The sequence below is a fragment of the Lysobacter sp. HA35 genome (assembly GCF_054061195.1).
In genome coordinates this window covers 656,613-679,614 of the sequence record NZ_JBSSDY010000001.1, presented here as the reverse complement: position 1 = coordinate 679,614, position 23,002 = coordinate 656,613, and the positions used below count along the sequence as shown (strand labels likewise).

Sequence of the window (23,002 nt, the reverse complement as noted above, 5' to 3'; positions counted from 1 at the left end):
CGATCCGGGTTCTGGCTTCACTTCGTCGAGATGTCGTTAATACAAGACTCATTTTTAACCAATTCAGTGAGAGCGCCATGTCAAAGGAAAGAGATGCGTCGGCCAACGACTCGACTGCAACATTCACGGACGGCCATGGCAACGGCGCGTCCAATGCCGCTTCGGCGGCGGTCTCGGGTGCTTTGAACGACGGGCGTGACGACTTTCCGATCATCGTCCACTGCCATCTGCGCTGGGATTTTGTCTGGCAGCGCCCGCAGCAGATCTTCTCGCGCCTCGCGAAGAAGCATCCGATCCTCTTCATCGAAGATCCGGTGATCGCCGAAGGCGAGCCGCACCTTGCGATCGACGAGCCGTATCCGAATCTCGTGCGCATCGTTCCGCAGATCCCGCAGCACCTCGCGGTGAACGCCGACAAGGACGCCGAAATCTTCCTTCCGCAGATCCGCCAGGCGCTTCGTACGCATCCGCGCCTGGTCGGCCGCTTCGACCAGCCCGTGCACTGGTTCTACTCGCCAATGCCCGCGCCCGGTTACATGGGTCAGTTCGGTGCGGTCGGCGTCGTCTACGACTGCATGGACGAGCTCGCGAACTTCCGTTTCGCGCCCGCCGACATCGCCGACCGCGAGCGTTTCGTCATGTCGAATGCGGACGTGGTGTTCACCGGCGGCTACCAGCTGTTCGATTCCAAGTCGAAGCATCACGACAACGTGCATGTGTACGGCTGCGGCGTCGACGTCGAGCACTATTCGCAAGCACGTAACCCGGCCACGGAGATTCCCGCCGCGGTCGCGGCTGCGCCCGGCCCGCGCTTCGGCTACTTCGGCGTGATCGACGAGCGTCTCGACTACGAGCTGATCTCCGCCCTCGCCGACCGATTCCCGGAAGCGTCGATCGTGATGGCCGGCCCGCTGGCGAAGGTCGACCCGAACGACCTGCCGAAGCAGTCGAATATCCACTGGCTCGGCCAGCAGCGTTACGAAGACCTGCCAGCGATCGTCAAGGGTTTCCACGTCTGCCTAATGCCGTTCGCGCTGAACGAAGCGACCAAGTACATCAACCCGACCAAGACGCTGGAATACATGGCGGGCGGCAAGCCGATCGTGTCGACCGCGGTCGCCGACGTGGTGCGCAACTTCGTGCCGCTCGTCGACGTCGCCTACTCGCAGGCCGAGTTCCTGGACGCCGTGGAGCGCGCATGGCGCAAGCCGAATGCCGACCTGCTCGCGCAGGGCGTGCAGCGCGCCGAGGACTCGTCGTGGGATTCGACGGTCGAATCCATGCGCAACGACGTGCAGCAGGCGGTGTGGAACGCCGTGCCGAAGCAAGCCGCCGCCTAATACCAAGGAGCAATTCCGACATGAAGACAGACGTTCTGATCGTAGGTGCCGGTTTTTCCGGCTCGGTCGTCGCACGCGAGCTCGCCGAGCGCGGCTATGAAGTGCTGGTGATCGACAAGCGCGACCACATCGGCGGCAACGCCTACGACCGCAAGGATGCGCACGGCATCCTGATCCACCCGTACGGCCCGCACATCTTCCACACCAACGCCGACCGCATCGCCGAGTACCTGTCGAACTTCACCGACTGGCGCCCGTACGAGCACCGCGTGCTGGCGAAGGTCGGCGAAAAGCTCGTCCCGATTCCGATCAACATCGACACGGTCAACGCGCTGTACGGCATGGACCTGAACGAGGAAACGATCCAGTCCTTCTACGACTCGGTCCGCGAGCCGCGCGAGAAGATCCGCACGTCGGAAGACGTGGTGGTCAACGCCGTCGGCCAGGATCTGTACGAGAAGTTCTTCCGCGGCTACACGCGCAAGCAGTGGGGTCTGGATCCGTCGGAGCTCAATGCATCCGTCGCCGCGCGTGTTCCGACGCGCACGAACCGCGACGATCGCTACTTCACCGACAAGTTCCAGAAGATGCCGGCCGAGGGCTACACGAAGATGTTCGAGCGCATGCTCGACCATCCGTCGATCCGGGTCGAAACCGGCGTGGACTTCTTCGAAGTGCGCGAGCGCGTCGATGCGTCGCACATCGTCTACACCGGCCCGCTCGATACGTTCTACGCGAATTGCTACGGCCCGCTGCCGTACCGCTCGCTGCGTTTCGAACACGAGCATCTGGCGGATACCGAGTGGTACCAGTCGGTCGGTACGGTGAATTTCCCGAACGACTACGACTACACGCGCACCACCGAGTTCAAGCACCTGACCGGCCAGCAGCATCGCGGGACGTCGCTGGTGCGCGAGTTCCCGCAGGCCGAAGGCGACCCGTACTACCCGGTGCCGCGTCCTGAGAACGAACTGCTGTTCAAGCGCTACGAGGCGCTGGCCGAGCGCGAGCAGAACGTTACGTTCGTCGGCCGTCTTGCGCAGTACCGCTACTACAACATGGACCAGTGCGTAGGCGCGGCGCTGAAGTCGGTCGAGTACATCCTCGAGAAGATGGGCGACGACTCCGAACGCGCACCGGCCGAGCTGGTGGTGGCACGTTCGGCGGCGAACGCGCCGGCGCCGCTCATCGCTGCGAAGCGCTGATCGGCACGAGGTGGTGGTGATGCGGTCGAGTGGCAGGTTGGAGCTTTGGGGTGGCGTGGAGTGCACGGTCAACCGCGTGGGTGACCGGTACATCGAGCAACTCGAGCGCAACGAGCATTGGAAGCGGCTGGACGATCTCGACCGTTTCGCCGCGCTGGGCATCCGCGCGATCCGCTACCCCGTGTTGTGGGAGCAGGTCGCGCCGTTCGGGCTGGACTCCGCGGACTGGAGCCGGCCCGACGAACGCCTGTCGCGTCTTCGCGAGCTCGACGTGCAGCCCATCGTCGGGCTGGTGCATCACGGCAGCGGCCCGATCGACACGAGCCTGGTCGACCCGCTGTTTCCGGAAAAGCTCGCGACCTACGCACGCGCCGTCGCCGAGCGCTTTCCGTGGGTCGAACACTGGACGCCGGTCAACGAACCGCTGACCACTGCGCGTTTCTCGGGCCTGTACGGGCTGTGGTATCCGCACGGCAGCGACGAGAAGACATTCCGCGAGTGCCTGTTCAACGAGGTCCGCGGCGTGATCCTTGCGATGCGCGCGATCGAATCGGTGAATCCAAACGCGAAGCTCGTGCAGACCGACGACCTCGGCAAGACGTACAGCACGCCGCTGCTCGACTACCAGGCCTACTTCAACAACGAACTGCGCTGGCTCGGCTGGGACCTGCTCTGCGGTCGCGTCAACGAATCGCACTACCTGTGGGAGTGGCTGACCACGCGTTGCGGTGCGACGCCGGAGGAAGTCCTCTGGTTCCGCGACAACGCACGCGCGCCCGACATCATCGGCGTCAACCACTACATCACCAGCGAACGCTTCCTCGACGACAACGCCGACGCGTATCCAGAACACCACCAGGGCGGCAACGGCGTGCATCGGTATGCCGACGTGGAAGCGGCGCGCGTCCTCGCTTCGCCCACCGGCGGCATCCGCCCGCTGATCGAGGAATGCTGGGAACGCTTCGGCCTGCCGATCGCCGTGACCGAAGCGCATATCGACGCGCGTCGCGAAGACCAGCTGCGTTGGCTCGCCGAGATCTGGCGCGGTTGCGAGGAGTGCATCGACGAAGGCATCGACGTTCGCGCGGTGACTGTCTGGGGCATGCTCGGCCTGTACGACTGGAACTGCCTGCTCACTGACGTTCGCGATTACTACGAGTCCGGCGCGTTCGACGTGCGCGGCGGCACGCCAAGGCCGACGGCTGTCGCGCACCTGATGCGTGATCTATCGAGTGGCGGTGTTCCGCCGCATCCGGTGCTGGCCGGCAAGGGCTGGTGGCACCGCCCGGAACGCTACTTCGCGAAGCCTGTTCGCGTGCGCGGCCTCGAATTTCCGAAGCGCCCGGACACGGGTGCCAACCGCGCGCCCATCCTCATCACCGGCGCGACCGGCACGCTGGGCCGCGCGTTCGCGCGCATCTGCAAGGAGCGCGACATCGCGTGCCGCGTGCTCGGTCGCGACGAAATGGACATCGCCGAACCCGACTCGATCGAACGCGCGATCGATGCGTTTGCGCCGTGGGCGATCATCAACGCGGCCGGCTATGTGCGCGTCGACGATGCGGAACACGACGCCGAGCGCTGCTTCCGCGAAAACACGGTCGGCCCCGCGAACCTCGCGGCGGCATGCGCGCGCCACCACCTATCGCTGGTGACGTTCTCGTCGGATCTGGTGTTCGACGGCGAGCGCGATTCGCCTTACGTCGAGACGGATTCGACTCGACCGCTCAACGTGTATGGCGAGAGCAAGGCACGTGCCGAGCAACTCGTTCTCGATCGCCATCCGGACGCGCTCGTCGTCCGCACGAGTTCGTTCTTCGGCCCATGGGACCGGCATAACTTCATCACCATCGCGTTGGACACGTTGGGGCGCGGCGATGCTTTCACCGCCGCCGACGACATGACGGTGTCGCCGACCTACGTGCCCGACCTCGTGCACGCCTGCGTCGACCTGCTGATCGATGGCGAATCCGGCATCTGGCACCTCGCGAACGAGGGCGAGATCACCTGGGCCGACCTTGCGCTACGCGCGGCGACGCTGGCCGGTGTCGATACGCAGCGTCTGGAAGTATCGAGCGATCACGTCGATCGCCTGCCAGCGCGTCGTCCGCGCTACAGCGCGTTGACTACACGTCGCGCGTTCCCCCTGCCCTCACTCGACGACGCGCTGGGCCGCTACGTTCGCGATCGCGCGATGCATTGACGGTGGCGCTGCGATAGAGCGCAGCGCCACTAAAACGCAGCTTACTGATGCGCCGACGGTGACGGCTTCGCCGCCAGCGGGCGGAACGGCGTCGCCATCGCACCGCTGTGGAACGCGGCAGCGGCCGTCTGGTAGTAGCTGATCGCGTCGAACGTCAGTGCCGGCACTTCCGGCAGCGGCGGCTGCGGGTCGTCGCCATTCCATGCCGGCTTCAACGTGTCGACGCGACGATGCGGCGCCAGCTGTACGAGGTGCGTGGGCGTCAGATAGCCCAGCAGTTCGTACGTGCCGATGAACGCACGCTCGGGCTTTGTCTGCATGACGTCGACGCCGTAGAACCGGCTCCGGTAATCCATTCCGAGCATGCCCAACAGCGTCGGCGGTATGTCGATCTGGCTCATCAGGCCGTCGAAGCGACCGGGTGCCACGTTCGCCGGCGAATAGATCCACATCGGAATGTGGTACCGGAACGCCGGCATGTCGGCACGGCCCGCGCTCGATGCGCAGTGGTCGGCGGTGATCACGAAGATCGTGTCACGGAACCAGGGATGCGTTCGCGCGCGTCGCAGGAAATCGCCGAGCGCCCAGTCGGTATAGCGAACGGCGCCCACGCGATCATGCTGCTTGAAGTCGCCGCGGCCGGCCGGGAACGTGTACGGGCGATGGTTCGACGTGGTCATGACGTGCGCGAAGAACGGCTTGCCGCTCGCGGAGGTGCGGTCCCAGGTCTGCATCGCGAACGTGTACAGGTCCTCGTCGGCGACGCCCCACACGGTGGCGTGATGGATCTGCGCCTTCGGAATCTCGGAGCGGTCGTGGATCGTGTACCCGTTCTGCCCGAAGAACTCGTTCATGTTGTCGAAGGCGCCGTAGCCGCCGTAGACGAACGAGGACTCGTAACCCTTGTCGTCGAACACTTTGCCGAGCGTAAAAAGATGCTCGTTGCCGGGGCGCTTGACGATGGACTCACCGGGCGTCGGCGGCACCGCAAGCGATAGCGCTTCAAGGCCGCGCACCGTGCGCGTGCCGGTGGCGTAGAGGTTCGTGAACAGCAGGCTCTGCGACGTGATCGCGTCGAGGTTCGGCGTCATCGACTGCTTGCTGCCGTACGTCCCCGAGTACTCGGCGGAAAAGCTCTCCACGCTGATCAGCACCACGTTGAGCCTGCGCTCCGGCGCCGCGTTGTGGATCGTGCGATCGATGCCGGTCGGCGCGTCGAACGTCGCGTCCGGCGTACTTACGCCCGCGCGAACGCGCGCTTCCGCATCGCGCGTCGCCACGGTGCGGTAGTACTGCTCGTAATCCAGCGACGGGTTCCGGTACGCGGCGAAGAACTGGTAGATGCCGTTGCCTTCCAGCTCGTCGGCGTAGTGGTTGCCGGTTCGCACCTTCATGTCCGACGTGACAAGCCACGTCGACAGGCCACAAACCACGCACCAGGCGACGACGACCATCGCACGGCCAGCGAGCGTTGTGCCGTCATCCGGAATGCGACGCCAGCGCCTGGTGAAGTAGAACGCTGCGAGAGTCACCAGCGCAATCGCGCAAAGCAGCGGCACCACCGGGTACGACTCGCGGATGTTGCCGAGCACCTCGGTCGTATAGACGAGATAGTCGACCGCGATGAAGTTGAAGCGCGACTGGAACTCTTCCCAGAACGTCCATTCCGACAGCGCAACGAACAACATCAGCGCGAGCAGGACGAGGCAGAGCCCGCCGACCACGATGCGTCCGCCGCGGCTCATCAGCCAACGCCTCGGCAACACCGCGAGCAACAGCACCAGCGGTATCGCGAGATACAGATATGTCAGCACGTCGAAAAACAGGCCGACGCCGAATACCGACGCGAGCACCTGCGGCGAATGCGGGACGCCGCTACCAGTCGCCACGAGCAGCACCAGGCGCGTCGCGGTCGAGACGAACAGGAAGCACAGCAGCAGCCACGACAGCGGGCGGAAACGGCCCGGAAGCCACGCGGGAGACAAGACAGCGGAATCGGGTCGTGACATCGGCAGTATTCGATAAAGGCCCGGACAGGTTCGGCGCGAAGCATGTAACGCACGCTCAGGCGAATCTCAGCGCGCCGTTAAACACGTGCGCACGTCGCAGTTCCGCGTCGATCTGGCCGGTGTCGCACCCGTGTGGCACGCTGGCGAAATGTCGACGCCGTCGCTACTTCCATCGCCTGCAGGGCTCCGCGTACTGCTCGTCGAGGACCAGTACGACATCGCGGCGAACATCTGGGACTTCCTCGATCGCCGCGGCTACGAGGTCGACCACTGCGCGGACGGCGCGAGCGGCCTGCAGGCCGCGATGACGCGCGCCTTCGACGTAATCGTGCTCGACCTCGGCCTGCCCCGCCTCGACGGCCTCGACCTCTGCCGCCGGTTACGCGATGCGGGCCATGGCGTCGCGATCCTCATGCTCACCGCACGCGACACGCTCGACGACAAGCTGCGCGGCTTCGCCGAAGGAGCGGACGACTACATGGTCAAACCGTTCGAGCTGCGCGAACTCGAAGCGCGCATCCGCGTGCTGCATCGGGCGAGCCGTCCGACCAACGCAGTCATCAAGTACGGCCCGCTTGCGTACGACGCGTCGGAAATGGTCGCGGTGCGCGACGGTCAGCGCATCCCGCTTACACGCCTGCAGGGAATGCTGCTGAAGGTCCTGCTGGACGAGGCGCCCCGCGTCGTCTCGCATACGCGCCTGCTCGACGAGGCTTGGCCCGACGGCAGCGACGACGTCGCATCGCTGCATACGCAGATCTATGACCTGCGCATGCTCATCGACCGCCCGTTCGACGCACCGCTGCTGCATTCGGTGCGCGGTGTCGGCTACCGGATCCGCCTGCCATGAACACGTCGATGCCGCTGCGCCGGCGCGTCACCCTCGCCTTCCTGCTACTGGGCTTCCTGCTCAGCCTGACGTTCGCGCTCGCGGCCGTCGCGATCACTGAGGACTACGAGTCTGTCGTCGCACGCGAGATCCTGCGTGGCCAGGCCGAGGACTACAGCCTGCGACTGTCGAACGGGCTGCCCTCGCAGCTTCCGCAGACGCATCGGCTCAGCGGTTATCTCAGCAACCCGCCGTCCGCATACGCCGCATATCCGCCCGGTGTTCGCGAAGATCCGTTGCACGACGGCGTTCACGTCGGTGTTTTCGACGTTCCCGCTGGCCGGCTGTACTTCGTCATCAACCTTGCCGATATCGAAGCGCTCGAGCGCCACCTACATGCGACGCTCGCGGCGATCGTGCTGCTCGGCACGCTGGCCTCGGGATGGCTGGGCTGGCTGCTTGCGCGCCGCTCGCTCGCGCCGGTTACGACGCTGGCTGCAGCGGTTGACCGCCTGCCGCTGGTGCCGGTGCGCAGCGATCTGGCCGCCGATGCGAGTCCCGACGACCTCGGTCGTCTCGCCGAAGCGATCGACCGCTATCAGTCGCGTCTCGTCGATGCGCGCGAGCAGGAACAGGCGTTCTTCGCCGACGCGAGCCACGAGCTGCGCACGCCCGTCGCCGTAGTGCGCGGCGCGGCCGAACTGCTGCGAGAGGATGCCGCGCCCGTGCCCGCACTGACGCCGCGACTGGATCGACTGGATCGCGGCGTCGCCGACCTCGCCGATCTGCTCGAAATCCTGTTGCGATTGGCACGTGGTCAGCGCAGCGAGATCGAGCTGCTCGATGCCGCGTCCTGGGCGCACATTGTGATCGCCGACGCGCTGTCGCGATTCGCACCGAACATCGAGGTGCGCGTCAACGCATCGGACGTGCAATGGCGGTTGCCGGGCCACGACGCGGCGCTCGTGCTGCGGGCGGTCGCTCGCGACATCGTTCCCGCGGGCGCCTCGGGAACGCTCGTCGCGAACGTACGCCCCGACGGTATCGAGTTCGCAACGACCGATGCACAGGCAGCCGAAAGCACGCGACCTCGCGGCCCGGTACGCAGTGATCGGGTCATTGGTGCCGGCCTGCTCGGGCGCTTGGCTCACGCGCATGGCTGGACGGTCGACGGCGTGGTGGGGCGCGCGCAGGTTCGCTGGGACGACGCGGCGCCTGCTTCGCCGGCCGCTGGCGCTTAACGCGCGGCTGAGCATCAATCCATAGGCTGACGTCGAGCATCGCGGTATGGCGCCGTTGCGGAAGCGACGCGATCACCGCGCCGCGACGGCAGAACGGGAGCGCCACCCGCACCGCCGCGCATCGCGCTGCCATTGCGCATCACCGAACCGGAACACGACCCATGAATCGAGCCGACCTCCGCGACGTCGCCAGCAAAGTCCCCGCGATCACGCTGGGGTTCTGGATCATCAAGATCCTCGCGACGACGCTCGGCGAAATCGGCGGCGACGCGGTGACCATGTCGATGAATCTCGGTTACCTCGTCGGCACGTTGATCTTTGCCGTGATATTCGCAGTGTTCGTCGCGCTGCAGATCCGGGCGCACGCGTTCAATCGGTGGCTGTACTGGGCGACGATCGTCGCAAGCACGACCGTCGGCACCACGTTGGCCGACTACGCGGATCGCTCGCTCGGCATCGGCTACACCGGCGGCTCGTCGCTACTGCTCGGGCTGCTCCTTGTGACCCTGTTCGTGTGGCATCGCACCACAGGCACGATCGCCGTGGACAGTGTCCGGGATGCGCGCTCCGAACTCTTCTACTGGCTGACGATCACCTTCTCGCAGACGCTGGGCACCGCGCTGGGCGATTGGGTCGCCGACACGCAGGGGCTGGGTTACGTCGGCGGGATCGAGATCTTCGGTGGGCTGCTCGTGCTCGTCGCGATCCTCTACTTCACGACACGCATCTCGCGAACGGCGCTGTTCTGGGCGGCATTCGTGCTGACGCGTCCGTTGGGTGCCGTCGTCGGTGATTTCCTCGACAAGCCGATCGCGAAAGGCGGCCTGGAGCTGAGCCGCTACAGCGGCTCGATCGCACTGCTGGTTGCGATCGCCATCTGCATCGCGGTGTTTCCGCAGCGCCCGGCAACACGTCTGCACTGACGTGCGAGCCGTTGCAGCGCTGATGCTGTTGGCCTCCGCGTTCTGCGCACACGCGCAGGCCGGGCCGCCGATGATCACGAACGATCCCGACACGCCCGGTGCCGGCGTCTGGGAAATCAACATCGCCGCGACCGGTTCGACTCAAGCGCACGGCGAAGCACTCGATGCACCGGACCTCGATATCAACCGCGGCGTGGGCGATCGCATCCAGTTGTCGGTGCACGCAGCGTGGGCGCATGCGCGCGAGCGCGACGCGTGGTCGTCGGGCCTCGGCGACGTCGAGCTCGGAATGCGCTACCGCTTTCTCGATGCGGACGACGACGGAATCTCGCTCGCGGTGCAGCCTCTCTACATCCACGGCTGGTCCGCCGCCGCGCGTCGGCGCGGGTTGGCGTCCGATCATCCGGAATGGGTGCTGCCGGTCCAGCTGGCGCGCCCGTTCGGAACGTTCAGCGCCGGCACGGAAGTCGCGCGCCACTTCGTCGAACACGATGCGGACGCATGGCACGCAGGCGTTTTCGTCGCGCACGACTGCTTCGGCGGCGACTGTCTGGCGGAAATCAACACAACGCGGGTCGACGGCGGCGCAGCGCGCACGACCTACAACGTCGGTGCACGGCATCCGGTCACGAAGAACATCCTGCTGATGGCATCGCTTGGACGCGAGAGTGGTGCCGACGAAGCACCGTCGATCGTCTCCTACGTCGGTCTGCAGTACGTGCACTGACCCGCACACCACGCCCTCATCACCCGATTCGCCACCTTCGAGGGAACACGCATGCGACTGTCATTGCTCAGCCTTTCGGCCGCCCTGGTGCTTGCCGGTTGCGCATCGTCTCCCGCGGCTCACGCACCGTTCGCAGTGCTCGCGCGCTGGCCGATCGTGGGCGCCGGCCACTGGGATCTGCTCGACGTCGATTCGCAGGCACATCGCCTTTACGTCAGCCGCGGCGAGCGCGTGCAGGTGATCGACACGGATTCCGGGAGGCTCGTCGGTGAAGTGATGGATACGCCCGGCGTGCACGGCATCGCGATCGTGCCGAAGCTCGGCCGCGGATTTTCGACCGACGGAAAAGCCGATCGCGTCACCGAGTTCGACCTGAAGACGCTGGCGACCATTCGCACGATCCCGGTCGCCGGGCATTCGCCCGACGCCGTGCTCTACGACGACGCGACCGCTCGCCTGTTCGTCTTCAACGCGCGCAGCAACAACGCGTCGGTCATCGATGCGGTCGCCGGCCGCGAGGTCGCGACCATCTCGTTCGTCGGCAACCCGGAGCTTCCCGCAAGCGACGGCATGGGCCATGTATTTGTCAACATCGAAAGCCGCGGCGAGCTGGTCGACATCGACGCACGATCAGCAAAGGTGCTGCAGACTTGGACGCTCGCCGGCTGCGAGGAGCCGACAGGGCTCGCGCTCGATACGGCCCATGCCCGTCTGTTCTCCGCCTGCGCGAATGGCGTCATGGCGGTGACAGATGCGCGCGATGGTCACGCCATCGCACGCGTTCCGATCGGCGAAGGCCCGGACGGCCTCGCATTCGATGCGGCGCGCGGCGACGTACTCGTGCCGAACGGTCGCAGCGGCACACTCACCGTCGTCCACGAAACCACGCCCGATCGCTTTGACATCGCGCAGACGCTGCCGACACAAGTGAGCGCACGCACGATCGTCCTGGACGCGAAGACGCATCGCGCCTACCTGCCGGCGGCGCAGTTCGGACCCAAACCCGCGGATGCCGACGAAGACGCGCGTCCACCGATGATCGACGGCAGCTTCGAAATTCTGGCGGTGGGCCCGGCGCAGTAGACGACGCGGGATTGATCGGCGACCCAAAAGAAAAAGGCTTGCACGCCGTCGCATGCAAGCCTTTCCTTTATCTGGTGCCGGAAATAGGAATCGAACCTACGACCTACGCATTACGAATGCGCCGCTCTACCAACTGAGCTATTCCGGCGGTCCTTACGCATCAAGGACGTACGAGATCGCTCTCAACCCTAAAGGTCGCGGTAAGTGCCTGCTAAGTGCGCGATCTACCGACCAACGGTTCAACTAGTCATGCGCGCTATGCGCTCGAATCGTCCCGGCTCGCAGTTAGTGCACGACGCCGTTAACGCCCGTGGCGGATCGCGAGTCGCGTCAGGTAATAGGACTTGCGGTGCCCCTGCGACCCGACCTCTGAACGTAGAAGCACTGCGCAAACGAGCAGCGGCCGACGCCCTACTGCGCTGAAAATGAACGCGCGCACCACTCAGCTGCAGCAGCTGGGGCTTCTGCGCCGGTCGTTAGACGACCAACGCTGAAGCGGCGTCCCATAAGGCGTCATACGCCTGCACCTTAAGTCCCGCCGTTACCTCGTCAAGGCGAATGATGCTGGCCGGCGAGCGCCCAGCTAAATCCCTAATAGATTGGCTGACGTTGTATACGATCTGCCGATCTACGACGAAAAGCCGGTCGTGCAATGCTTGCGGCGCCGTAACTCGCGCTTCAATCGGATGCGTAGTGCCCCTCTCCTGAGCCCAGCGCGTGACTGCCGGTCTAAGCTCATCGTTGCGCTGCCTGTAGCGACGGTCGGCAAGAAGGCGAATGCGGACGCCCTCTGGAATAGCGCCTCCGAACTCGACAAGCACGGTGCCGTCGAGGTATGGGTCCACTACTAACAACTCGGTGGTCGCGGATCCAAAGACCCGGGTAACCGCTTGCAGTGCGGTGAAGCCACGGCCCACCCCAATGAAGCTCCCGCGAAGCTCTGGTGGTGCAGTGGCCTCCGCCTGCGCTAGAACGCGATGCAACAACAGGTTAATAGCAGCTAAGCCGCGCGCTCGCGTGCCACCTTGGAGAACGTTGCCGAGCGCGACGTTTAGCTCCATGGTTCGAGCCATGTCGAGGATCGGTTCCAACGTCGCACCGACCCGCCCAAGCCACTGGAATTCACTATCACTCAGCTCACCGAGACCGACAAACTCCGGGCGTTCCTGGAGAAGTTGGCCGATGTGCATATACCTGATTTCATCACGGGTGCTCGACATCGTGTTCCTCCTGTCAAGTCGGAGAATGCCGACTAACTCACCTCGACGCCACCCGCTCGTTTCACTAAATCTGCCAGCAGATGCGTCGAGTCCGGCGTCCCTCGCACGCAATTGGGCGAACGAGCACAAGCGAGCTTCACTCCGAATTTTCCGACTAGGCGGAAATTGAGATGGCGAAATTAGAGCGGCACCTCTCCGGCGGCTCGGCGATTGCCGGCCTATTGTTGGATGCCGGAATGAAGCCCGACGCGGTCAGGCACGATCGTGCGTTTTCGTCGGATTGGGGGTTCGACGACGGTCGAGTGATCTGTGCGACGGTTTGGATGGACGACATCCAAGACCCAAACGGCGTTCCGAAGTGGAGTCAGACGGATCCGGCACTGAGAACCGATCTCACAGGTACGCGGCTCCGCCGCGCGAACGATCTCTATCAAATGCTTCGCCGTCGTGATGGCGGGGTGGTGCGTGTCATTCTCCAGCGCAAGCGGGCCGACAAGCGTAAATGGAAGAGCGGGATCGCGGATCGCCGAGGACTGGATCCCGAGCCGTGGTTCGTCGCCGTCGAAGGCTCGTCTGTCCTACTACAGCGCGGTCAGCCAATCGGCCGACGTGAGGTATCGGTTACAGGCGCGTCAATGCTCCCCTCTCGCCCTCCGTCCACAGCGACTAGGGAGACGCGGCCCGAACAAAGCGGCTTCCGGCAGCGTGTTGCGGCCAAGACCGGCAATCGGTGTGCGTTAACCGGCGCACCTTCGGAGGTCTGCGATGCGGCGCACTTCCATTGGACGGATTGGCGCACCGACAACGCAGCGTGGCACGGCGCACTGCTTCGCCGAGATCTCCACGCGGCGCTAGATGCGGGCCTCATTTCCATCGACCGCTCGGGAGCCGTAGTGGTCAGCGAGTACCTGGCCTCGTCCTCCGTCGAATACGCCCAACTCCACGGTCGCACCGTCGCCATCGGTGAGCCGGAAGAGGTCGCCGACTAACCAGCGCGCGCCATACGCTCGCGAGAGCGAACAACCGCGCTTTCTGAAAAGAGCCCTGGATAGCGCAGAACAACGGCTTCAAACGCGAATCGCTCAAGGCCTGCTTCCTTAAGCGCCTCGAACGCGGCCGTGCCGTCCCTACGGTCGACAGCTTTTTCCGCAGCCTTAAGCGCACCGTATTTTTTGACCATCGGCCATGTACGACCCGCGCGCTGCCGCTTGCCCTTTTTCTGAGACAAGATCTCTTCGTAAGCAAAGATGGCAGCAATACACTCGCGCTCGGCGTCCGACTTCGCCCCGTAAGTTCCGGCGCGCAGCTCGACGGCACGCTGCTTGGCTTCGATTGCCAAGTGCGGCAGGCCTAATCGCATCGCGTTGTCAGCGAAAGACTTGCATTCGTCGGGCGTCTTGAGCCGGGCTACACGCTCATCCATTTGGTTCTTCCATTGCGCTCCAGCGCACTCGCGCCACCTTACCGCCCTCACCTTTCGTGAGTTTCTTGCGGTCAATCATGCGGGCCTCGAAAGACAAATCGCCCCCAATTCGCACCACGCAAAGCCGGTTGAAGTTGCCTGCCCACTTCACCTCGACCTTGTCGCCCGTCTTCTCCGGCGAGATGGTCTTGACCTCGACAAAGTCATTGCCCATGCGCCCATCGCTCCCGGGAGCATGGGCCTTGTGCCGCTTGATGCCGAACTTCAACTCGGCATACAGCTCGCCAAGCTCGCCCCACACCTGCAGGTAGCGGCCAGTCAGTGCCTTGTAGTCGGCAGCTGCTTCGACCAAGGTCTCAAAGACGTGGATGAGCTGCAGGTCGGCCTTCGGAAACTCTTCCTGAAGGTCCCGGTCGTGGAGATGCTGGTTGATGTAGTCCCAGCTCATCCATTCGCCGTCGTCATAGATGCCGTCACCGACCTCCATGGGTCGGCCGGTCATCGCGCATCGAAGCGTCACAGGCCCAGCCCCTTGCGCTGCTGGTGGGACAGTTTGCGCAGCGCTTCGTTCGTGTAGAAGTAGTCCGGCTCGTGCTTTGCCGCCCGCACCATTACTTGGAAGTCGGGGTAGGCGGTGTCCATGGCGTTGAACTTCACTAGCCCGATGCCGACTACCGAGGCAAGCGCGTCGAGGCGCTGTAGGTCCTGCTCGTCAGAGTTCTGAGGCACGACCATGTATACGCGATGAGCGAAGAGCTTGTAGGCGCAAGCCTGGCCGAAGGCCACGATGAGCGCTTGGGTGTCTATCTTGATTTCGGCTGCCAGGACTTCGCGCGTGAACTTCACCGCATCAGTCTCGCTGGGAGAGAACATGCCGATGACGTCCGGTGTTCCCCACTTGCCGCCGAGCACGTTTCCCCCTATGGGAATGGCACTTGTCGCTTCTTGAACCTCGCTCGTCAGCCATTCGGCGAAGGTCTCGTAGAAGTCCTTCTCCTTGATGCCTTCCTTGCCCCCCAGCGAGACCGATACATCGGCACCGCCCGGGTCTTGCACGGCGTAGAGGCCTCGCGCTGGTCTGTGGATTCCGGGCGGCAGGTTTAACCCATAGTGGCGCAGCGCGCCTGTGACGCTGTTGGGCTTCTCTTTCGGCAGCGCTTTGCAGACAGCCTTCTTGAGCTGTGTGTATCGGATGCCTGAAGGATTGCTCTTGATGATTTTCGTAGCAGCAGCCGCTACTCGCTCTCGACCGGTCATCACGTCCCCTCACCTTCTGCGGGCGCCTGCCCGTCCCCGCCTGCGATCGTATCCGGAGCCGTCCAAGCCGGCTCCCTCTCAAACGGATAGCTCGCCGTTTTCATCACGCAAGGGTCGCACCGCAGGCGAAATGGGATCTCCCGCAGACGGGCGGGGTCCAGCCGGACGAGGAGGGTGTTGGCCGAGCGGCAGTTCTCGCAGGCCTCGGCCTCCGGGGGGCTTGGCCACCGGCAGTCTTGGCAGTCTAGGCACTCCGCGTAGCGCCCTTCCATTGCGGTGTAGGCGTCGACCAGGGCTTGCGTCCGGCGCTCGCGCTCGCGGTCGTGAGTGTCCATCCGGAGCTGGGCCATTCTTTGCCGCTCGGCCAGACCCTCCAAAGCCTTGCGCTTCTCTTTGGCCAGCTCCTCTCGGCGACGCTCCTCGCCCATACGCCGTTCTTCCCTGCCCTTAGGCCCGTCCACTACATAGGCGTAGCGCTCGGCCTTGAGCAGGTGGCCAGCTTTCACCAGCTCGGCCATCAGGCGCTCGACGGCCTTGAAGGTGCTGGGCACGTTCTCGTTCTCCCAGCTGTCGAAATACCAGGCGTGCCGGAGCATGGCCTGGGGGCCGGAGTCACCTCGCTTCTTCCGACGTTCGCGGTCGTCCCGTTGGGCCTGGATAAGGCGAGCAGCCACCTCATTAATGCCATAGGTCTTTTCGACCCATCGCGAGAGCACACCAGATAAGAGGCGCGTTCCTTCCGGGGCGCTAAAGACGAAGCGTTCGGCCAGTTCCAGCTGCCAGCGGACGCTGGACGCCTCGATGCACCAGGCGTCGCGATGCGCAGTTCGCGCGAACTGCGGAATCTTGCCCCGGTGACGACGAACCAGCCGGGCGATGTCATCCGTTTCCATGACGCAGCGGTCCGCTTCCTGCTGGCGAACGATGTCGGGAAGGACCGCGCGCTCAAGCGCCTTCAGGTCTGCCAGGAAGGGCTTGCGACGGCTCTTTCGTAGCGACTCGATGTCATGTTCGCGTTTTCGTTCTTTCGCGGTCCGGCCGAACTCGTCGCGTTCTTCGACGCCCTGTGCGCGCAGCTCCGCGTTGATAGCCTCCACCATCGTGCGCACTGCGGCCTTATTCTCGGCGTAACGCTGCTCGGCCTTGGGCGCATGGACCCACTTGCGGGGCGCGCCCATGAGGACAAAGTTTGCGAAGCGATCCGATTCCAGCAGCTCGTCAGGCGTCTTGGCCAAGTCGATTTCGACCATGGCCCAGCCCTGATCGCGAACTAGGCGAGCTTTTGTATCGTCTACAGCGTGGGAAACCTTGACCTCGACCAGGAGGGGGAGCGTGGCCGCCGCACCGTCGTCGGAGAGGAACACGTCGGGGCGGATGCCCTCGTGCCACACCTCGTCCTTGGCAGACTTGTAGGCCCAGATACGGGCCGTGCGATGGTCTATGAACCCGTGCGCCTCGCCGCCGATGTCACGCAGCCAATAGTCGCGGCGCCACTCGGGCAACATTACCTGTCGGGCCTCTACGAGAACCTGCTTGGCCATTCGATGGACAGCGGTCTCTCGGCATAGGTCGCTGCCCATGCCGGCGTCGTGCGCGAAATGCGGGCGCATCTTCCGACCGGCATTCTTCGCGATGAGCGCACCTTGGCACTCTGGGCACACGCAACCGCAGGCTTTGCCGGTAGAAACGACCTCCGGCCGCACCATCGCCTCACCGAGAAGGCCAAAGGGGACGGCGTGTAGAGACTGGCTAGGCACTTTCGAGCCGCGATCGCTGCGGGTGACCCGACACAGGATTCCCGGGCTGGGCAACGATGTCTATGGGACATTTCCTACGCACGCGAGCTTGCTGGGCCCACTATGCTTATTGGGGCCGGCATCGCCGTGCTCGCACCACTCCAGGGGACCTATGAAGACGTTCTACAGCCTATTGGCGCTGGCCACGCTTGCTGCGTGCAGCCCACAGCAACCTGCTCCATCAGCCGACAACCCGCTCGCGCGTGCGCCGATGGCCCAGTGCGCGAAGGACACCGATTGCAAGGGTGACCGTATCTGCGAAGGCGGAGCCTGTCGCACTCCGGCCGCGCCGACACCAGAACCCGCGGAGGCTACGCCCGCCGCGTCCGTAGAGGCAGCCAAGCCTGGCGACCCTTCCGCCACGCCTAAGTTCAAGGACTACCCGGTTGCGGTGTATTCCGGCCCTGCGGGCAAGCTGGACCTCTCCGACGAAACAGCGCGCACCTTTAAGACGCGATTGCGTGAGGCCATGCAGGAGCCGGCTGACTTCGCAGGCGAATACGTTCTGGCTGGTTGGGGCTGCGGCACAGGCTGCACGATGTCTTATCTCGTGAGTCGTAGAACCGGCAAGGTGCTGGACCTCGGCTTCCAGCGCGAGCTGGTCTTCTCGCTACAGGACGAGGAAGGCGTCGAGCTGCAGGTAGGGACCTTGGCTGATGACATGAAGCCTGATAGCCGCCTTCTCGTGGTGAAGGAAGTGTCGGAACCGGACAAGAACAATGCGTGCAAGGCGCTCGCCAAGTTCTATGTGCTGGAAGGCGAGAAGCTGACTCTGCTCAAGACCGTTGAGCTTGCGCCTATCGTCGGCAAGCCCTTCGACCTCGGAGAGTCGTGAGGCACGGCGGGCCGGCGCTTTGACGGCGCCGACCTCCTTCGCAAATCAGATTTGCTCCCAGCGGCCCACCAAGTCGGCCAGGCGCATCGGTGCGTTGTCATCGTTCTTGCCGAGCCAGTCGAGCACATCCCGACCACCGCGAGTCATCGCTTCCAGAACGAACGGGTCCGCCCCGGCCTTTTCCAAGTCATGGCACGCCTGCTTGGCATCGTTTTCCGACAGGCCGTATTCGCGATAGGCGAAGTAGATGGCGAGCATGGACTTACTGTCGTCCAGCTTGTAGTGCTGGGTAAGTGCGTCGACGACGCCACCCAGATAGTTCAGCACGCCGCGCTTCGCCATTTTGCCATGCAGGCCAACGAAGTTGACCATCGCCATCGACGCGGTCATGAACAACAATCCTTGCTTAACTGCAGCAGTTACACGCTCATCGTTGGCCTGTGTCGTTAGCGGTGCCGAACCGGACCGCTGCTCGCCACGCCGCACGAAGTAAAAGAGAATGACGACAAGAATGACGCCACCAACCCAAGCCCAAGCCGCCCACTCACCCACTTCTTAGATCCTCGGTGTCTAACTAGTAGCTCTTCTAGATGTCGTTCGCGCACTTCGCAGTTGTGAACTATCGTCCGTGAATCTTATCCAATAGCTGCTGCCTCACATCCCTGCCCTTCTCGTCTCGCTTGCGCGCCATGAGATAAAGGCCTCGACCATTTGACCGCTGCTCCCATAGCGCACCAACAAAGCGTTTCTCTTCTTCCTGGTCGGCAGTGAACCGGTCACCACCCTTGTATTCGATCACGAAGAGTCGCCCATCGGCGAGCTTGGCTACGAAGTCGGGGTAGGTCCTCTGCCGGCTCGTGGGCATCCAGAACTGGCCACGGTTGACCAGGTTGCGAACCCAGAACTCGACCTCCTCGAGGAAGTCGATTTGCATGGCGCAGGAGAACTCCTCGCTCTCCGATGAGCCATTAGGCGTTCGCCATCGCAGGTCGCCAGGCTGTGGGTAGTAGTGCTTCTTGAACCGGTATTCGCCCTGGTAATAGGAGATGGCCGGATACTGGGTCATGTCAGCCGGATAGGTGAAGTCGGATCCCGGGCCATCCGGCACCGTGATGTCGCCCACCTCTAAGAGCTGCTGGAAGCCCTGCCGATAGGCCTTCTCCTTTTCGAGCGCTAGCTGCTCGCGAAGCTTGCGACGCAGCACGAACTGGCCGCGTAGGAGCTGCGCTTCTGAGAAGCCCCGGTCTTCATGGAGCGACTTGATGCAGCGGCGAATCCACTCCCGGATGACCGGCTGCTTTAGGTTCTTGTCCCGGATTTCCTGGTCCAGCCAGCCGATGAGGTCGGTGAGCGAGCGGTCGTGGGCGAAACCTGGCAGATAGGTTGCCGCGTCATCCTTCGCGGTCTTGAAGCTCACCTTCTCGCCTTCCAGAAACACCTCAAACGACATTGCGTCGTCAGCGATGGAGAGCGAGGACATGTCAGGCGGCGTCGCCAGCAGGTCCCAGGTGAAGGACGGAAGGCGCTGACCCTGCTCCAGTAGCTCCAGTTGTTCGGCGCCCTCTCGTAGGTAGAGGCGCGGCACGGAGAACACCTCGCCCCGCTCGCTCGGCGCCTTGGCCGCTTGGGTGGCGAGCTGGTGGAAGTTCACCCGCGCTTCTAATGCGTCGCGCTTGTTGCCTTCTGGCGCCGCCTGCGTGATTGCTTGGACAGTTGTTCGGTCCAGCTCATCGAACATCTCGACAGTGCCACCCTTCCCGCCCGGTCCCGGAGTGAACTTGACCCGTTCGCGGTCGCGCTCGGGAATGTCAGAGAAGTCGGGCGCCTTGGTCACCTCGACTACGGTCTTGGGTAGCTCGGACGTCGTCGGCGCGGTCTCGCCACCTGTGAGCGGGAGCTGGCGGTCGCGTCGGATAGCAGCGGCGGCTTCCAAGGGGTTAAAGCCGATGTTGATAAGCGACTGGGTCAATTCGCCAGCGGCCTTACCGAACGTGTCGGTCACGACATGCGCGTAGGCCTTGCTCATGGCCTCCTGCTTGCGTGGCGTCGCGTAGGGCATTCGCAGAACGCGCCCCAAGAGCTGCTGGATGTCCTTGTCCGACTTGACTTGGGCGGTCGAGCAGAAGATGTAGGCGAAGCTGCAGTCCCAGCCTTCCTTAAGGGCCTGAACGGTAATGATGACCTCCACCTTGCAGTCCTTTGCGAAAAGGTCCTCGTCATCCAACCCACGGTCCGCGCCGGTAGCGCGTCGCACTGCTTCCTTGGGAAGCTTTTCGACATCGAGCAGATAGTCCTCGACCGCTTGGACATTCGCCTCGCCCCTCGCGTTCTGCGCCTGGATGAGCACGATGGGACGGATGTATTCCGGCTCGCCGACGGCAAGCTTCGCCAGCTCGGCGCGGCGCGCCACGGCTGCCGAAACGGCCTTCTGCCATTCCCCGCTGTGCTCCTGAAGGCGCAGCGGAAACTTGATCATGTGCTCGTTCTTCAGCTCAAAGGCTGCAACGGACACAAGAATGTTGGAGGAGGAAGCGTCCGGCGTTGCGGTTAGCTCAATGATGGCAACGGGCACCAAGCGCTCGTAGACGTCATAGGAAAGGTCGGTCGTGGCGTTGTGCGCTTCGTCCGTGATGATGAGTGGGTTGTGGAGGCGTACCAGGTTTTCAAACGACGCGATGACCTTCCCGTTGTCGCCACGCGCGAGATAGGGCAAGTCTTGGACTGAACCGGCGAAGTGCTGCTCCAGGTCCTCATGATGTGCGTAGACCTTGCGCCCTTCCGTCTCCTGGACGCGGAGTGACTGGACAGTAGCCACGACCACGCATGCTCGTGTGCCGATGTCGGACGGGCGAATGGATGCGAAGTCGGCGATGTCGAAGATGGCGACTTGGCCGGCGAACGCATCGTCCAACTCTCGCCGGTAGGGGTGCGCTTTGTCCTTGAGCGCGTCGAGCGTCTGATTCTTGATGGTCGTCGTCGGCACCAGCCAGAGCGTCAGCGGATAGGGCTTGCCTACGACCGTGCGTGCGGCAACTTGGATGATGTGCGCGCCCAGGATGGTCTTGCCGCCACCCGTGGGTATGCGCAGGCAGACATACGGAGCCGTGGGCAGACTTGGGATTGGCGCGTACTCGGTGCGCAAGCCCAGGTCGACAGACGCGGCGAATGCGGCTTCAGGGGTCTTTCGGGTCGTGCCCTCGAGGAACGACTCCAGCGACACCAAGGCGCGCTCTTGATAGGTCTTCAGCGTAATCATCAGCGGGCCTTGAGGTCGTAGGGCGTCTGCTTGAACGTGATCTGGCGGTCAGCCAGCTGCTCGTCGGTCAGCTCGCAAGCCTCGCCATAGATGACCTTGGGACCGTCAAACGCGTGGAGCGAGCGCAGGAGCTTCCGCGTCAGCACATTCCCGCTATCGGCGGCCAGGTCGCCCAGCACGCCGTTGTAGAGCAGGTAGTAGCCCACCCCGTTGTGCTCGCCCAGGAATGAGTCCTTCATCGCGCGGCTGGCGCGAGGCGTGCGTGTCTCCGCGAACCACACGTGCGCGGCCAGGTGCTCAAACTTGATGCCATCACGGATGGCGCCGTCGTCGGTGAAGATGGGCGGGCCAAGCTTCATGAAGCGGAAACCGCCGCCGCCATGCCAGTCGACGTCTTCGCTAACGCCGCCCTGCTCTCCGTCGACAACCTTTTGCAACCGTGGCTGACAGTGGGTGCGAGCGTGTTCGCCTGACTCGATACCAAGCCAGCGTCGCCCCATCTTGTGTGCGACGGCTGCGGTGGTGCCGGACCCGAGGAAGCTATCGAGCACCAACTCGCCGGGCTTAGTGGCTATCTCCAACACCCGCTGCATGAGCTTTTCAGGCTTGGGGGTTGCGAAAACGTCACCACCGAACAACTCGACGATTTCCTTTTTGGCATCTTGGGTGTGCCCCGCCTCGTCGTAATGCCAATAAGTCTGGGGCACGCGACCTTGTTTGACGTCCGAGAGAAAGCGCTTGAGCGAGGGCGCGCTATTGCCGTCTTTTCCCCACCAGATGCGGTTGTCGGCATCCAGAGCCAGCAGCTTCGCATGGCTGATGGACCAGTAGCGACCAGAGGGGGGGCCAGGGACTACCCGGCCGCTTGGCGTGGTGATGGGATAAATGCCGAGGCTGTAGGAGTTACGTGCGGACAGGTCACTCGCTTTCCACGGCCCTCGCGCATCGTTATCCGGATTCTTGTAGGCCTTGTCCTGTGCTGCGGTGCGCTGAACCAGGTTCGGCACCCACCGCTCCGCGTCTTTCGCGTAGACGAACAGGTGGTCGTGGTCAACCGAAAAGTGTCGAGCCGAAGACTTCGGCGAATAGTTCTTTCGCCAGATAACGTTGGCGACGAAGTTCTTCCGTTGGAAAACCTCGTCTGCGATGACCTTGAAGTAGTGGGCTTCGTTGTCATCGAGCGTAATCCAGATTGAGCCATCCTCGTGAAGCAGCTCCTTCAACAGCTCGAGGCGCGGATACATCATCGACAACCACTGGGAGTGCTCCAGGTTGTCGTCGTAGTGCTCAAAGGCGCTCTTGGTGTTGTAGGGTGGGTCAATGAAGATGCACTGCACCTCACCCCCGTAGTAAGGGAGTAGTGCCTTCAACGCGTCGAGGTTGTCGCCTTCAATGAGCAGGTTCGCCGCGTCTTCATCGCCATAGGACAGCGACTTGACCGGCTCCAGGAGCCGGTAGGGTGAAAGCGCGGCCTTCGTCAAGTCGGAATCGCGGTTGAACCAGTTCAGCGTTGGCATGAAGCTCCCCGAAAGCAGGTCGCCCGGCACTTCGCGGGCAGCTGACTAGATTGTCGCGCAAGTCGTCTGGCGGGGTGAGACGCCGGGGGCGGACTCCGGCCCATACTACGAACAACGCAGCCCGGAGGCGGCACTAGC

The 23,002-nt window shown here is 63.6% G+C and carries 19 protein-coding genes, 1 tRNA gene and 1 pseudogene; 10 read left to right on the top strand and 11 right to left on the bottom strand.

From position 1 onward, the window contains the following. Positions 1–77: 77 nt before the first annotated feature. From ACVWZN_RS03515 to ACVWZN_RS03505, 3 genes are all read left to right on the top strand, one after another. Entirely contained in the window at positions 78–1,340 is a 1,263-nt protein-coding gene (locus ACVWZN_RS03515; RefSeq protein WP_456952631.1) for a glycosyltransferase, read from the top strand. Positions 1,341–1,360: 20 nt separating this feature from the next. Beyond that, a complete protein-coding gene (gene glf, locus ACVWZN_RS03510; protein WP_456952630.1) occupies positions 1,361–2,545 on the top strand; it encodes a UDP-galactopyranose mutase in 1,185 nt (394 codons plus the stop codon). 76 nt (positions 2,546–2,621) lie between these two features. Then, positions 2,622–4,748 (top strand): family 1 glycosylhydrolase, encoded by a 2,127-nt coding sequence (locus tag ACVWZN_RS03505; protein ID WP_456952629.1) that lies wholly within the window; start codon positions 2,622–2,624, stop codon positions 4,746–4,748. A 41-nt stretch (positions 4,749–4,789) separates the two neighbouring features. Here ACVWZN_RS03505 and ACVWZN_RS03500 read toward each other — a convergent pair whose 3' ends face one another. Further along, a complete protein-coding gene (locus ACVWZN_RS03500) occupies positions 4,790–6,757 on the bottom strand; it encodes an LTA synthase family protein (RefSeq protein WP_456952628.1) in 1,968 nt (655 codons plus the stop codon). Positions 6,758–6,842: 85 nt separating this feature from the next. Between ACVWZN_RS03500 and ACVWZN_RS03495 the strand changes: the two genes are divergently transcribed. The 5 genes from ACVWZN_RS03495 (at position 6,843) to ACVWZN_RS03475 (ending at position 11,560) form a co-directional block, all read left to right on the top strand. Then, the gene (locus ACVWZN_RS03495; RefSeq protein ID WP_456952627.1) at positions 6,843–7,607 is read left to right on the top strand and encodes a response regulator transcription factor; all 765 of its coding nucleotides are present in this window, start codon (positions 6,843–6,845) and stop codon (positions 7,605–7,607) included. Beyond that, positions 7,604–8,827: a sensor histidine kinase gene (locus ACVWZN_RS03490; RefSeq protein ID WP_456952626.1), complete on the top strand. Its 1,224-nt coding sequence runs from the start codon at positions 7,604–7,606 to the stop codon at positions 8,825–8,827. Before ACVWZN_RS03495 ends, ACVWZN_RS03490 begins: the two co-directional genes overlap by 4 nt. A gap of 161 nt (positions 8,828–8,988) precedes the next feature. After that, positions 8,989–9,750 carry a COG4705 family protein gene (locus ACVWZN_RS03485; protein WP_456952625.1) on the top strand — a complete coding sequence of 254 codons (762 nt, stop codon included), beginning with the start codon at positions 8,989–8,991 and terminating at the stop codon, positions 9,748–9,750. 1 nt (position 9,751) lies between these two features. Next, on the top strand, positions 9,752–10,477 hold the full coding sequence (locus ACVWZN_RS03480) for a hypothetical protein (RefSeq protein WP_456952624.1): 726 nt from the start codon (positions 9,752–9,754) through the stop codon (positions 10,475–10,477). A 51-nt stretch (positions 10,478–10,528) separates the two neighbouring features. Further along, on the top strand, positions 10,529–11,560 hold the full coding sequence (locus ACVWZN_RS03475) for a YncE family protein (protein ID WP_456952623.1): 1,032 nt from the start codon (positions 10,529–10,531) through the stop codon (positions 11,558–11,560). A 72-nt stretch (positions 11,561–11,632) separates the two neighbouring features. On the opposite strand, the gene ACVWZN_RS03470 is transcribed toward ACVWZN_RS03475, so the two are convergent. Together ACVWZN_RS03470 and ACVWZN_RS03465 are read right to left on the bottom strand one after the other, a co-directional pair. Further along, positions 11,633–11,708 (bottom strand) — tRNA-Thr (locus ACVWZN_RS03470). 328 nt (positions 11,709–12,036) lie between these two features. Further along, a complete protein-coding gene (locus ACVWZN_RS03465) occupies positions 12,037–12,780 on the bottom strand; it encodes a hypothetical protein (RefSeq protein WP_456952622.1) in 744 nt (247 codons plus the stop codon). Between the two features lie 170 nt (positions 12,781–12,950). Here ACVWZN_RS03465 and ACVWZN_RS03460 point away from each other — a divergent pair, with 170 nt between their 5' ends. Beyond that, a complete protein-coding gene (locus tag ACVWZN_RS03460) occupies positions 12,951–13,769 on the top strand; it encodes an HNH endonuclease (RefSeq protein WP_456952621.1) in 819 nt (272 codons plus the stop codon). Here the strand turns inward: ACVWZN_RS03460 and ACVWZN_RS03455 are convergent. From ACVWZN_RS03455 to ACVWZN_RS03435, 5 genes and pseudogenes are all read right to left on the bottom strand, one after another. Then, entirely contained in the window at positions 13,766–14,203 is a 438-nt protein-coding gene (locus ACVWZN_RS03455) for a hypothetical protein (protein WP_456952620.1), read from the bottom strand. The two genes, ACVWZN_RS03460 and ACVWZN_RS03455, sit on opposite strands and share 4 nt — an antisense overlap. Further along, positions 14,196–14,705, bottom strand: coding sequence for a hypothetical protein (locus tag ACVWZN_RS03450; RefSeq protein WP_456952619.1), 510 nt, complete (start codon positions 14,703–14,705; stop codon positions 14,196–14,198). The genes ACVWZN_RS03455 and ACVWZN_RS03450 overlap by 8 nt, the downstream gene beginning before the upstream one ends. A gap of 14 nt (positions 14,706–14,719) precedes the next feature. Continuing rightward, positions 14,720–15,460 carry a hypothetical protein gene (locus ACVWZN_RS03445; protein WP_456952618.1) on the bottom strand — a complete coding sequence of 247 codons (741 nt, stop codon included), beginning with the start codon at positions 15,458–15,460 and terminating at the stop codon, positions 14,720–14,722. Continuing rightward, positions 15,460–17,001 carry a hypothetical protein gene (locus ACVWZN_RS03440; RefSeq protein ID WP_456954788.1) on the bottom strand — a complete coding sequence of 514 codons (1,542 nt, stop codon included), beginning with the start codon at positions 16,999–17,001 and terminating at the stop codon, positions 15,460–15,462. The genes ACVWZN_RS03445 and ACVWZN_RS03440 overlap by 1 nt, the downstream gene beginning before the upstream one ends. A gap of 54 nt (positions 17,002–17,055) precedes the next feature. Further along, positions 17,056–17,166 (bottom strand): annotated as a pseudogene (locus ACVWZN_RS03435) (hypothetical protein); the annotation flags it as partial. 202 nt (positions 17,167–17,368) lie between these two features. On the opposite strand from ACVWZN_RS03435, the gene ACVWZN_RS03430 reads away from it, so the two are divergent. Then, on the top strand, positions 17,369–18,091 hold the full coding sequence (locus ACVWZN_RS03430) for a hypothetical protein (RefSeq protein WP_456952617.1): 723 nt from the start codon (positions 17,369–17,371) through the stop codon (positions 18,089–18,091). Positions 18,092–18,136: 45 nt separating this feature from the next. Here ACVWZN_RS03430 and ACVWZN_RS03425 read toward each other — a convergent pair whose 3' ends face one another. The 3 genes from ACVWZN_RS03425 to ACVWZN_RS03415 all read right to left on the bottom strand — a co-directional run bounded on the left by ACVWZN_RS03425 (position 18,137) and on the right by ACVWZN_RS03415 (position 22,864). Continuing rightward, positions 18,137–18,643, bottom strand: coding sequence for a hypothetical protein (locus ACVWZN_RS03425; protein WP_456952616.1), 507 nt, complete (start codon positions 18,641–18,643; stop codon positions 18,137–18,139). Positions 18,644–18,710: 67 nt separating this feature from the next. Continuing rightward, positions 18,711–21,347 (bottom strand): DEAD/DEAH box helicase, encoded by a 2,637-nt coding sequence (locus tag ACVWZN_RS03420; protein WP_456952615.1) that lies wholly within the window; start codon positions 21,345–21,347, stop codon positions 18,711–18,713. Continuing rightward, positions 21,347–22,864 carry a site-specific DNA-methyltransferase gene (locus ACVWZN_RS03415; protein WP_456952614.1) on the bottom strand — a complete coding sequence of 506 codons (1,518 nt, stop codon included), beginning with the start codon at positions 22,862–22,864 and terminating at the stop codon, positions 21,347–21,349. Before ACVWZN_RS03415 ends, ACVWZN_RS03420 begins: the two co-directional genes overlap by 1 nt. Positions 22,865–23,002: the final 138 nt, after the last annotated feature.